This is a genomic window from Erythrobacter sp. HA7-11, from assembly GCF_055693605.1.
On the sequence record NZ_JBVFUF010000002.1, the window covers coordinates 2,727,607 to 2,740,506 of the forward strand.

The window sequence follows — 12,900 nt, forward strand, 5'->3', positions numbered from 1 at the left end:
AAGCGGAGTAACCAAAACGAACTTTTGTTGCGCGCGATGCGCTTTATCGATCGAGATAGAGCGTTAAGCAAAAATCCTGCCAAATCGGCCATAACGCCCCTTTAATATGGGGAATTGGGTGCTAAGGATGAGTGCAATGCCCGATCTTGAGACCATTGTTGAAGAGCAATCTGCAAGTCCTGCGGATGCGACAGCGCCGCTGCCCGACGGCGGGTTGGAAGTGATTTCGATCGCCAAAAGTTACGACAAAAGGTCAGTTCTCTCGGACATCTCATTAACCGTCGCCAAGGGCGAGGTGCTCGGGTTGCTCGGGCCAAACGGGGCAGGCAAGACAACGTGCTTTTATTCGATCATGGGTTTGGTGCGGCCAGATTCTGGTCGCATCCTCATGGACGGCGAAGACGTAACCAAGCTTCCGATGTACCGGCGCGCCATTCTTGGACTCGGATATCTGCCGCAGGAAACCAGCATTTTTCGTGGCATGACTGTCGAGCAGAACATTAACTGCGTGCTCGAAATGGTCGAACCTGACAGGGACACACGAGAACAAGAGCTCGAACGCTTACTCGGGGAATTCGGTCTTACCCGTTTAAGATCGTCGCCTGCGATGGCGCTGTCTGGTGGCGAACGCCGGCGGTGTGAAATCGCACGCGCGCTCGCGGCCAAGCCTTCGATTATGCTGCTGGACGAACCGTTTGCAGGGATCGATCCACTGTCGATCAGCGACATTCGCGATCTTGTGAAGGATCTGAAACGCCGTGGGATCGGGGTGCTCATTACGGATCACAATGTTCGCGAAACTTTGGACATCGTCGACCGCGCCTGCATCATTTACGGCGGCCAAGTGCTGTTTGCCGGCACGCCGCAGGAACTCGTCGCAGATGAGAATGTGAAGCGGCTTTATCTCGGCGAAAGCTTCACGCTGTGATTGGTCGGCGGACATAGATCATGGCACTGGGCCCGAGGCTCGACCTAAGGCAGTCGCAATCGCTGGTGATGACACCGCAATTGCAGCAGGCGATCCGCTTGCTTGCGGCCTCAAATCTCGAAATCGAAACTTACATAAGCGAGGCGCTCGAAGCCAATCCGCTGTTGGAGTCGGGCAGTGTATCGGTGGAAGACAGCGGCCCGTCTGTCGAAAGCGACGATATTCCGCGAGAAGAGTTTACTGCTGACCAATTGATCGGACAAGCGCAGGGTGAGAATGAAGCTCCTCTGGACCTCGACAACAGCGCTCTCGACCGGGACCGCGATACAGGCGACGGAGCGACTGGCCCTGCTGCAGCAGATGCAGAATGGGGTGCAGCGGCTAGCGCAGGCGGCGGCTCCGACATTCTGCCAGACATCGAGCAGACCAGGGAAGCGGAAACTACTCTCGCTGAACACCTTAGCGAGCAAGTGGGTGCGGCCAGCAGTGATGAGAGGCTGATTTTCGTGGCTCGCCACCTAATCGGTTTACTCGATGAGGCCGGATACCTTCCCTTTGATCTGCGTGACGTCGCAACCGATCTGGGTGTTGAGATGATGGTCGCCGAAGAAGCGCTCAAGGTTGTCCAGTCACTCGACCCAAGCGGTGTCGGCGCTCGGACGCTCAGTGAATGTCTGGCCATCCAGGCCCGCGAAGCCGATCGCTATGACCCCTGTATGGCAGCGATGATTGACCATCTGGAATGGGTCGCTCGCGGTGAAATCGCCAAACTGAAACGCATTTGCGGCGTCGACGACGAGGACTTTGCAGACATGCTTGCCGAGCTGCGAAGCTACGATCCAAAGCCCGGCCTCGCATTTGGCAGCAACCTTGCCAGTGCGATCGTGCCCGACGTTTTATTGAGCCCCAAAGGCGCAGGTGGTTGGGACGTGGCAATCAATGAAGACACATTACCACGGCTGGTGGTCAATCGAACATATTATGTTGGACTGAACAATGGGTCTACTCGATCCCGAAGCGCAAAGCTGGCTAAAAGAGAAACTTGCGGACGCACATTGGCTCATCAAGGCGCTCGACCAACGTCAAAAAACGATCCTCAGGACAGCAGCCGAGATCGTCAAGAAACAAGATGGCTTCTTTAGAAACGGTGTCTCAGAGCTCAGACCGCTTACTCTCCGCGAAGTTGCGGAAGAGATCGACATGCACGAAAGCACGGTCAGTCGGGTCACCAGCAACAAATATCTTCAATGCGACCGCGGGACGTTTGAGCTCAAGTATTTCTTCTCAAGCGGAGTGGCGTCCAGCGACGGCGAAGGCGCATCGTCAGAAGCGATCAAGGCACGGATTAAAGCGTTAATCGATGCGGAGGATCCCAAGAAAGTTCTGTCCGACCAGAAGCTGGTCGACACCTTGAAAGGTGAAGGTTTCGATCTGGCCCGCCGCACCGTAGCCAAATATCGGGAAGCCATCGGGATCGGCTCCAGTGCACAACGGAGGCGTCAAAAAAGCTCGAAGGGCTCTGATTAAATTCAGTTATATTCCCTCTCAAATCCTGGCCGCATTGCCAATCAAGTCTCGAATGGCGACGTGTGACTCAAAAGACTCACTAAAAATTAAGGCATCCATTTACGACGCGTTAACCTTTTCCGTTCAGAACTTCTGTGGTTAATACATGGCAACACCTCTTATCGAGGCGTTACCACGAAAGCCTTGGGGCAATTAGGGGACCACAGATGCGAGTGCTTTTGATTGAGGATGAGCCAACAACGGCCAAAGCCATTGAGCTCATGCTTACGACCGAAGGCTTTAATGTCTATTCAACCGATCTCGGCGAAGAGGGATTGGATCTGGGCAAGCTGTATGATTACGACATCATTCTGCTCGACCTGAACCTTCCAGACATGCACGGATACGACGTGCTCAAGAAACTGCGCGTTGCCAAAGTTCAAACGCCTGTTTTGATCCTTTCGGGCATTGCTGAAATGGACAGCAAGATCCGTTCGTTCGGTTTCGGAGCTGACGATTACGTGACCAAGCCGTTCCACCGTGAAGAGCTTGTTGCTCGCATTCACGCTGTTGTGCGTCGTTCAAAAGGTCACAGCCAATCGATTATCCGCACGGGCAAGTTGGCAGTAAACCTCGATGCGAAGACTGTCGAAGTTGATGGCGCCCGCGTGCACCTGACCGGCAAGGAATACGCAATGCTCGAGCTGCTCAGCTTGCGCAAAGGCACGACGCTCACCAAAGAGATGTTCCTCAACCACCTTTATGGCGGAATGGACGAGCCGGAACTCAAGATTATTGATGTTTTCATCTGCAAGCTGCGTAAGAAATTGAGCCTTGCTTGCGGCGGTGAAAACTACATCGAAACCGTCTGGGGCCGCGGCTATGTGCTGCGCGATCCGCAAGACGAAGCGGAAGCTGCTTAAACCCCTCAACGAACTACCCAGTCAACTGGGGCGGGAACAAGACCCCGGGGCGGCAACGCTCCGGGCTTTCTTGCTTCCAACGCTAACTGAGCTCGTTTCACCGTTTTCTCTACGTTTCGTATAGATACAGACCGCCTTCGATGTGAAATCAAAGCACATCGGAGGCGAAACTATGGTCAATTCGGTCAACCACACGATCCAATCGGGCGACACGCTCGGTGCCATCGCGCAGCGCTTTGGCACTGATGTGGCGACCTTGGCCCGCACCAACAATATCGCCGATCCGAACCGGATATTTGCTGGCGACACTTTGGTCATTCCTGGAGCAGCGACCACCACGCATACGGTGAAAAGAGGCGACACGCTGCACGTGATTGCCCGCAATGCCGGCGTATCACTGCGCGAAGTACTTGACGCAAACCCGGCGATCCGAAACCCAGACCTGATCTACCCTGGGCAACAGATCGTCCTGCCCAGAGCGCAACCGCAATCCCCCACAGTTACGCAGTCACCAACCGCAAACCCTGCAATCGATTCCGTTGGCAGCCCCTCACCTGTCACCTCGGTAGGAGAAACCAATTTCAACGGCCAGACATTGAGTTTGTCGCAAGCCGATGTGAACAACATTAAGCGAACCCTCCAAACCGAGTGGGTGCAACCGTACCGGGCCGGAGCAAGCGCATGGCATCATTGACACCATTCTAAACCGGACAGCATCAGGCCGCTGGGGTGACAGCGTTTCCGAAGTGGTGAATGCCCGATATCAATTCTCTGACATCAACGGTCCGGTCTCGTGGCGCGATGGACGCACATCTGTCGAACAGATTCCGATGGCGCAGGTGAGCGCTAGGGTCGATCAACTTGTCGACTCATACCTTGCTCAACGTGCGAACGGCACACCCTCTTCGATTGGCTCTCATCTCAACTATGCCAACCCGCACTATTCAAGCGCCAACAATCTCAGTTGGATTCGCGCGCTCGATGGGCCCGTCCTTGGTCGAGGTGATGCTGTACACCATCACGGCACCACACCAGATCTTGAGCGATATCGACCAGGTACATTTGCGGTCACCCTGCCCTAGCATTGTAAGACCTTTGCCAAAAGCGCATGCTGGACAGCGCCGCACAGGTTTTCTAGCGGGCGTGCATGAGCGCGTATAAAGAAGGTGATCCCACCACACTGAACCGGTTATATGGTCGCAGCCAAGGCAAACCTTTGCGCCCGCGCCAGCAGGGATTGGTCGACAACTTGCTACCCAAGATCAGCGTGCCGGAAGAGGGGCCTGTGACAGCGGAACGGTTGTTCGGACAAGACTGTCCGCTCCACTTTGAAATCGGCTTCGGAAGCGGCGAGCACCTTGCCTATCGCGCGGATTTGCTGCCCGATCACGGCTTAATTGGCGCCGAGCCCTTTATGAACGGAGTAGCCGCAGCTTTAGGCCACGTAGAAGACCAAAGTCTAACCAATGTGCGGTTGCACGCGGGTGACGCAATCGAAGTGCTTAGTCGCATACCCGACGGTGCGCTTACGATGGTCTATCTGCTCCATCCTGACCCTTGGCCTAAAGCGCGCCATGCCAAACGCCGCATGGTCAATGATGGGCCGATTACGATGATCGCTGACAAGCTAAAACCCGGCGGCGAGTTCCGCTTTGGCACCGACCACGCGATCTATTTACGGCATGCGTTGATGGTGATGCAGCGCCATTCTGACCGGCTGGAATGGGTGACAGAGGGCCCTTCAAGCTTTCAGAACCGCCCATCAGGCTGGCCCGAAACGCGCTACGAAAAGAAAGCACGCGATGTGTTCGAGCATGAGGTCTGGTACTTCCGCTATCGTAAGCGCTGATTTGCGAGAGCTGCGAAATTGCTGCATCTCAATGTGAAAGAAGGGGCAGTTTGATGGTAGCAAGACGGCAATTTCTAACTGGGGTGGCCATCGGAGCGGGAGCGCTAGCTGCTTGCAAAGAAATCTCTGATCCAGCTGATGGAAATCGAATTGCTAACGCACTTGATGCTGGCGGGACGCTGCTCGATGCCGAAGCGCTCGAAGATGCTTTGGTCGGCAGCTCTTATCTTGGCACGGGCGGCGGAGGCAGTCTTTCCAAGGCGAGAGAACTCATCTCAGTCGATTTGGCAGATGGTCATCGCTTCGCCTACATCCCGGTGTCAGCTTTAGCGGATGATGATCGCGTGGCCTGTCCCTATGGCCTAGCCAGCCTTGCTCCGACGAGCGAGGAAATGAAGGCTCGCCTCGAGGCGATTGATAGTCAGGTCGAGGAGCCTGTTCAGGCCGCCTTCGAAGCGCTCGAAAAACACATGGGTCAAAAGTTTGCTGGCGTAATCCTTGGTGAAATTGGCCCGCTAAGTCTGGCTGAAGGCCTGTCAATCGCAGCGCGTCTGGGAGTTCCCGCCCTTGATGCCGATACCGTCGGGAGGGCTGTCCCTGAGATCAATCAGCACTCGGTAAAAGTTGCTGGCATCCCGCTGACCCCGATCGGTGCAGCAACGCCGTTCGGAGATGAATTGATCGTTGAAACACTTGGCGATCCCACGCGCGCGGAAGATCTGTTGCGCAGCGTAGCAGTCGTCAGCCGCTCATGTGGGGTCGCTGATTCTCCGATCAGTGGAGCGCAGGCCAAAAAGCCGGCACGCTTGTCACAGATAGCCTTTCACTCGCGATCGCGATCGGCACAGCGGTCCGGAACGCGAAAGCCAAAGGCGGCGATCCAATCGAAGCAGCTCGGGTTGCCGGAGATGGCTATCTGCTCTTCACCGGGCGTGTCACGCAAACGCAGTGGAAAGACGAGGACGGTTTTCTCGTTGGGGAGGTTTCGATCGAAGGCACCGAAGGTTTTGCAGGGCAGGCATTCGAGACAGATGTGAAGAACGAACACTTGGTCGCACGCCGAAATGGTAAAGTAGTAGCCACATGTCCCGACCTGATTTCCATAGTCGACGTGGAAAGTGCCGATGGGATCGTAAATCCCGGATATGAAACTGGACAGCGGGTCGCTGTGGTCGGCTTTCGCTGCGATCCCCTATGGCGGACCGAAGCGGGCCTTGCTGTATTCAGCCCGCGCTATTTCGGATATGATCTCGATTACAAGCCAATCGAGCAACTGCTCAACTAGTCAGCCCACGACGCCAGCACTCGCCAGCACAGCCAGCGTCAGAACGTCCGGCGCAATCGCCGTCATCGGAACGATCTGAACGGGTTTTTCCATACCGATCAACATCGGACCGACAGTCGCATCGCCGCCAAGCTCGCGCAGTAGTTTCGCCGAAAGATTCGCAGATTGGAGCCCCGGCATGATCAAGACATTCGCCGGCGCGGACAAACGGCTGAAGGGATAGAGCTCCATCACCTTTGGATTCAGCGCAGCATCAGGTGCCATCTCGCCCTCATACTCAAAGCCAGGATCTTCACGGTCAAGAATCGCAACGGCATCGCGGATATTGCCGAGCCATTGGCCCGATGGATTGCCAAAGGTTGAATAAGAGAGAAACGCCACGCGTGGCTCATGCCCCATACGTCGAGCGACAGCGGTCGTTTCCTTGGCGATATGCGCTAGCTCTTCAGCACTCGGACGTTCGTTAATCGTCGTATCGGCAAGGAAGGTCGTGTGGTTTTTGCCGATCATCATGTGGACGCCGAAAGGTAGGCTATCAGGTTTTGGATCGAGCACGCGATTTATCTCGCGAGCGGTCTGCGCAAAGGTACGGGTCAGGCCAGATATGATCCCATCGCCATGGCCGAGCGCCACGAGCAGTGCAGCGAAGACGTTCCGCTCCTGATTGACCATGCGGCGAACATCGCGTTCGGTATAGCCTTTGCGCTGGAGGCGTTTGTAGAGATAGTCCACCATCGCAGGGATGTGTTCGGATGTCGCGGAGTTCTGGATTTCAAAACTGCCCGGGTCAGAAACCGACAATTGATGCAGCTTGTCGACCACAGCTTTGGTTCGGCCAACCAAGATCGGAGTGCCGTAGCCAAAGTCTCTGAACTGTGTCGCTGCGCGAAGCACAACTTCCTCTTCGGCTTCCGCAAAGACCATTCTCTTCGGGTTCGCCTTTGCTTCGTTGTACGCTCCAGTCAAAACCGCTGTGGTAGGATTGAGCCGCGATTTCAGCGCATGGCGATAGGCGTCGAGGTCTTCGATGCGTGCTTGTGCGACACCTGAGTCCATAGCAGCCTTGGCAACAGCCGATGACACGACCTCAATCAGACGTGGATCGAACGGCGCAGGTATAATGTAGTCCTTGCCGAATTTCTGGTTCTTACCATAGGCGCTCGCGACTTCTTCGGGCACGCGTTCGCGCGCCAACTCAGCGATTGCCCGAGCTGCCGCGATCTTCATTTCCTCATTGATGGTGGTCGCCTGGACATCGAGCGCTCCACGGAAGATGAAGGGAAAACCAAGCACGTTGTTCACTTGGTTCGGAAAGTCCGAGCGTACCGGTCGCAATGATCGCATCGGGACGTACCTTTTGCGCTTCGTCCGGCATGATTTCTGGCGTCGGATTGGCCATCGCGAAAATGATCGGCTTGTCCGCCATCTTCTTGACCCAATCCGGCTTGAGCGCTCCGGCGGCCGACAGTCCCAAGAAGATGTCAGCACCTTCTAACGCTTCTTCGAGATTGGTCGCTTTGGTTTCAACGGCGTGCGCACTCTTCCATTGGTCGACATTATCGCGGCCAGGAGTGATCGGGCCGCTGCGGTCGCAAACGATGACGTTTTCGTGCGGAATGCCCATCGCCTTGATAAGAGCGGTGCAAGCAAGCGCGGAAGCCCCTGCTCCGTTGACCACCATGCGAGCGTCTTTCAAATCTCGACCGGTCAGGTGGCAGGCATTGATAAGACCGGCTGCGGCAATAATTGCTGTGCCGTGCTGATCATCATGCATTACCGGGATGTTCATCCGTTCGCGCAGAGCCTGCTCGATGATGAAGCATTCGGGTGCCTTGATGTCCTCCAGATTGATGCCGCCGAAGCTTGGCTCCATCAGAGCCACAGCCTCGATGAAAGCATCGGGGTCTTCGGTCGCCAATTCCAGATCGATGGAGTCGACATCGGCGAAACGTTTGAAGAGAACTGCCTTGCCCTCCATCACAGGCTTGGAAGCGAGGGCGCCAAGATTGCCGAGGCCAAGAATAGCCGTACCGTTCGAGATCACCGCAACGAGGTTGGAGCGCGCAGTGTAGCGGGCCGCCAAGCTGGGGTCAGCTGCGATAGCCTCGACCGGAGCGGCTACACCAGGCGAATACGCAAGACTGAGATCGCGTTGCGACGCCATCGGCTTGGACGCGACAATCTCGATTTTACCCGGACGAATGGTCTCATGGTAAAATAGCGCTTCTCTATCGGTAAACGTAACCTGCCGGTCGTCGGCCATCGAGGAACTCCTAATTCAAGTCTTGGCCGTCGCTTAGCCCGCTTGCATTGCAAACGATAGGGGAAAGCATACTCAAACCCGTTCCGAATCATCGCACGCATGTTTAGGCCGTGATGATGTCCTCGAAACCGACACCGATGATGGCACAATTCTTCGCACTTAAAGAAGAGGCCGGGGACTGCCTGCTGTTCTATCGCATGGGAGATTTCTTCGAGCTCTTCTTTGATGATGCCAAGACAGCTGCAAGCGTGTTGGACATCGCGCTTACCACACGCGGAGAGCATGGAGGCGAACCCGTGCCGATGTGCGGCGTGCCGGTACATTCAGCCGAAGGATATCTGGCTCGCTTGATCAAGGCTGGATGCCGGGTGGCGATTGCAGAACAGGTTGAGACACCGGACGAAGCAAAAGCGAGAGCAAAGCGCGAGGGCACGCCAGCATCTAAAGCGCTAGTGAAACGTGACATTGTGCGCTTTGTGACTGCTGGCACATTGACCGAAGATGCGCTTTTAGAGCCACGCAACGCCAATTTCCTCGTTTCTCTCGCAGAAGTGCGCGGGAAAGCCGGTGTCGCATCCTGCGACATATCGACCGGCAAAATGGTGCTCGAGGAATGCACCCCAGACATGCTCGGCGCTACACTTGCCAAGCTCAACCCCAATGAAATCGTCGCCCCAGAAGGCTGGGACCATGGGACCGAGTCGATCATTGAGAGAGCTGCTTCTTCGTTTTCCAGCGATCTCGGCGCAGAGCGGCTGCGTGATATTCACAAGGTCGGCACACTTGATGCATTCGGAGAATTCACGCGCCCGATGCTCGCCGCGGCGAGCGGGCTCATTTCCTATCTTGAGCACGTCGGTCGCGGCTCGTTGCCGATGCTTTTACCACCAGTCGCAAATCAGGTGGGCGACGCGATGGTCATGGATGAGGCAACGCGCAGCAGTCTGGAGATATTGATAGCTCAGGATGGTGGGCGGGCTAGCAGCCTGATTGGCGCCATTGATCGCTGCGTTACAGGCGGAGGGGCGCGGCAACTAGCCGAAGACTTGGCTTCGCCGCTGCTTGATAAAGATGCTATCGAAGCCCGCTTGGCAATGGTCCAGTTTTGGCGCGACCGCCCGATCGAACGGGCTGATCTTCGCGAGATCTTGCGCGCCATCCCCGACCTCGAGCGCGCCCTTGGACGGATCGTCGCTGGTCGCGGCAGTCCTCGTGACCTCGGGCAAATCCGTGATGGGCTTGTCGATGCTCAACGGCTTCATGACACCCTTTCGGTCATGCACGACATGCCTGAGTTACTGATAAAGCTGCTGCCGAAGCTCACGGGACAAAGTGCAATGCACGAAGAGCTCAGTCGCGCGCTCGTCGCTTCACCCGCGACAGAGCGGTCAAACGGGGGCTTTATTGCCGATGGCTATGACGCTGGGCTCGACGAACTGCGGCGAGTGTCCGGCAATGCACGGCGGGCGATTGCTGCGATGGAAGCGCGCTATCGCGAGGAAACCGGCATTGCGTCACTCAAGATCAAACACAATGGCGTCTTGGGCTATTTCATCGAGGTGCCCAGCAGGCATGCCGACTCGCTCATGAAACCCGACAGCGGATTCACGCACCGCCAGACCATGAAAGGGGCGGTCCGTTTCAACTCGGTGTCACTGCACGAAGAGGCAACGCGGATTTCGGAGGCTGGTGGTCGCGCTTTGGCCGCTGAGGAGGCGCATTTCGAAGATTTGACCGGTCAGGTCATCGAGGCCCAACGCGCGATTGCGGCCACTGCCGCTGCGCTAGCGAGAATTGATGTGTCGGCTGGCCAAGCCGAACGCGCAACCGAGGGGGATTGGTGTCTGCCGGTCATTTCTGATGATGCTCGGCTGGACATTTCTGCGGGCCGGCATCCTGTTGTCGAGGCCGCCTTGGCAAAAACGGATGAGCGCTTTGTCGCCAATGATTGCAGTCTGGCCGAGTCTGACCGACTATGGCTGATCGGTGGCCCCAACATGGGCGGCAAGTCCACCTTCCTTCGCCAGAACGCGCTGATTGTTCTCATGGCCCAATCTGGAGGATTTGTCCCTACCGCATCCGCTACAATCGGACTTGTCGATCGCTTGTTTAGCCGCGTCGGGGCTTCCGACAATCTCGCGCGGGGCCGTTCGACCTTTATGGTCGAAATGGTCGAAACCGCCACCATTCTATCCCAAGCGACCGAGCGAAGCTTTGTCATTCTCGATGAAGTTGGGCGCGGCACATCCACCTATGATGGATTGGCGTTGGCCTGGGCGGTCGTCGAAGCGGTGCACTCTGACATCGAATGCCGGTGCCTGTTTGCAACTCACTATCATGAGCTCGCACGGCTCGGTGAAAGTTGCCCTGCCCTGTCATTGCATCATGTTAAAGCGCGCGAATGGAAGGGCGACTTGGTCTTGCTGCACGAATTGGCAGAAGGTTCAGCGGATCGAAGCTACGGCCTCGCAGTGGCGAAGCTCGCAGGGGTGCCAGCTTCGGTTGTTAAGCGTGCTGAGCAAGTTTTGAAGAAACTGGAGGAGGCGCGATCTCAAACTGGCGGCATTGCAGCTGGCCTTGGTGAATTGCCGTTATTTGCAGCAGCTTCATCTGAAGAGATGGCCCAACCATCAGACAGGCTATCGGGTCGGTTGGAAGAAGTCGATCTTGATGCCCTGAGCCCACGAGAAGCGCTTGATTTGCTTTATGAATTAAAGAGCGAGCTAAAGGCTACGAAACATTAACTGTGTTCGGGCTATGACGCATAATTATGTCGATCTCATTGTTCGAAAATCACAAGTCTGCGCTCGCCTTTGCCGGCGTAGTGCTCGTTGGTACCGCGATTTTCGCCGAGTCACAGTCTGGTCGAGACAACTCTGACAGGAGCGGATCGCAACCGGAGGTGATCGCCGAAAGTGAGCCCAAGCGTGCCACAGAAAGCACTGATTCCGCCGAAGACGGCCTGACAGATGAGGAACTCGCTGAAGCTGGCTGGGCGACCGACGACGATTTGATTGACGATGCCGCCGGTTTCACCACTGATCCTGACGTAGAAACTACGCCAGATGTCAGCACTCAGCCCGACAGTGAGCAGGATGCCGAAGTGGTCGTCGAGACCTCTCGCTCTAGCAAGTCGCGCAGCGCCACAAGCCGGACGGGGATTAATGTGGGCTCAAGCGCATCTGATGGCGGCACAGTTATTTCGCTCGGCCCGAACGCGCGCGTAGGCAATGGCAACGAATCCGACACGGAATGAACTAGCGAGTCGGAACGGGTGCCTCGCCGGTGTAGTCGTAAAAGCCACGGCCTGTCTTTCGGCCTAACCAGCCAGCTTCTACATACTTTACCAAAAGCGGCGCCGGACGATACTTTGTGTCGCGCGTGGTTTTGTACAGGACCTTGATGATATCGAGACAGGTATCGAGCCCGACAAAGTCCGCCAATTGAAGAGGCCCCATCGGATGGTTCAGGCCCAATCGGCATCCCTTATCAATATCTTCAATACCGGCGGTTGACTGACCAAGCACGAACACGGCTTCGTTGATCATCGGCAGTAGAATGCGATTAACGACAAAGCCAGGCTCGTCCTGACTTAAGACAACCTCCTTGCCGAGGCCTCTTGCAAATGCGGTGACTTCATCAGTCGTCGATTGAGCCGTCGCCAAGCCAGGGATTACTTCGATCAACCCCATAACAGGAACGGGGTTGAAAAAGTGCAGGCCGATAAACCGCTGTGGATCGGGTGAGTAATTCGCCATGCGAGTTATGGGTATTGAGCTGGTGTTGCTCGCCATGATCGCACTGGAATCAAGAAACTTTCCCGCTGCCTCAAAAATGGCCTGCTTGATTGGTTCTTTTTCGGTTGCTGCTTCGATGATCAGGCCTGCATTTGCCATCTCGGAGTAATCTCCGACAGGGGTAACCTTTGCGAGCAAAGCCTCTGCCTGGTCCGCCTCCAATTTGCCTCGGCCAACAAGTTTGACCAGCGACTTCTCGATTGACGCTTTGCCAGCTTCCGCGCGCACCAAATCAACGTCTGACAAGAGCACGGACATGCCGTGCTGGGCGACCGTCTGAGCAATTCCTGTGCCCATTTGGCCTGCACCTATGACGGCGACTTTCCGCATCAAAAATTCCTTCGCACGT

General features: G+C 56.1%; 8 protein-coding genes and 3 pseudogenes. 9 read left to right on the forward strand and 2 right to left on the reverse strand.

Annotation, left to right across the window (positions count from 1 at the left end):
- The first annotated feature begins 136 nt into the window (after positions 1-136).
- The 7 genes and pseudogenes from lptB (at position 137) to ACZ1GU_RS13995 (ending at position 6,491) form a co-directional block, all read left to right on the forward strand.
- Complete coding sequence (gene lptB, locus ACZ1GU_RS13965) at positions 137-928, forward strand: LPS export ABC transporter ATP-binding protein (RefSeq protein WP_472648559.1); 792 nt, start codon at positions 137-139, stop codon at positions 926-928.
- A gap of 20 nt (positions 929-948) precedes the next feature.
- Positions 949-2,455, forward strand: a pseudogene (gene rpoN, locus ACZ1GU_RS13970) (RNA polymerase factor sigma-54).
- 206 nt (positions 2,456-2,661) lie between these two features.
- Complete coding sequence (ctrA, locus tag ACZ1GU_RS13975; protein WP_472648560.1) at positions 2,662-3,357, forward strand: response regulator transcription factor CtrA; 696 nt, start codon at positions 2,662-2,664, stop codon at positions 3,355-3,357.
- 172 nt (positions 3,358-3,529) lie between these two features.
- On the forward strand, positions 3,530-4,051 hold the full coding sequence (locus ACZ1GU_RS13980) for a LysM peptidoglycan-binding domain-containing protein (protein WP_472648561.1): 522 nt from the start codon (positions 3,530-3,532) through the stop codon (positions 4,049-4,051).
- A 453-nt stretch (positions 4,052-4,504) separates the two neighbouring features.
- Complete coding sequence (gene trmB, locus ACZ1GU_RS13985) at positions 4,505-5,206, forward strand: tRNA (guanine(46)-N(7))-methyltransferase TrmB (protein ID WP_472648562.1); 702 nt, start codon at positions 4,505-4,507, stop codon at positions 5,204-5,206.
- 53 nt (positions 5,207-5,259) lie between these two features.
- A pseudogene (locus tag ACZ1GU_RS13990) lies at positions 5,260-5,883 on the forward strand (S-methyl thiohydantoin desulfurase domain-containing protein); the annotation flags it as partial.
- 161 nt (positions 5,884-6,044) lie between these two features.
- Positions 6,045-6,491: an S-methyl thiohydantoin desulfurase domain-containing protein gene (locus ACZ1GU_RS13995; RefSeq protein ID WP_472648788.1), complete on the forward strand. Its 447-nt coding sequence runs from the start codon at positions 6,045-6,047 to the stop codon at positions 6,489-6,491.
- Here the strand turns inward: ACZ1GU_RS13995 and ACZ1GU_RS14000 are convergent.
- A pseudogene (locus ACZ1GU_RS14000) lies at positions 6,492-8,754 on the reverse strand (NADP-dependent malic enzyme).
- A 137-nt stretch (positions 8,755-8,891) separates the two neighbouring features.
- Here ACZ1GU_RS14000 and mutS point away from each other — a divergent pair.
- The gene (gene mutS / locus ACZ1GU_RS14005) at positions 8,892-11,498 is read left to right on the forward strand and encodes a DNA mismatch repair protein MutS (protein WP_472648563.1); all 2,607 of its coding nucleotides are present in this window, start codon (positions 8,892-8,894) and stop codon (positions 11,496-11,498) included.
- A gap of 26 nt (positions 11,499-11,524) precedes the next feature.
- Positions 11,525-12,010: a hypothetical protein gene (locus ACZ1GU_RS14010; protein ID WP_472648564.1), complete on the forward strand. Its 486-nt coding sequence runs from the start codon at positions 11,525-11,527 to the stop codon at positions 12,008-12,010.
- Between the two features lies 1 nt (position 12,011).
- Here ACZ1GU_RS14010 and ACZ1GU_RS14015 read toward each other — a convergent pair whose 3' ends face one another.
- Positions 12,012-12,881 (reverse strand): 3-hydroxyacyl-CoA dehydrogenase NAD-binding domain-containing protein, encoded by an 870-nt coding sequence (locus ACZ1GU_RS14015; protein WP_472648565.1) that lies wholly within the window; start codon positions 12,879-12,881, stop codon positions 12,012-12,014.
- Between the last annotated feature and the right edge of the window lie 19 nt (positions 12,882-12,900).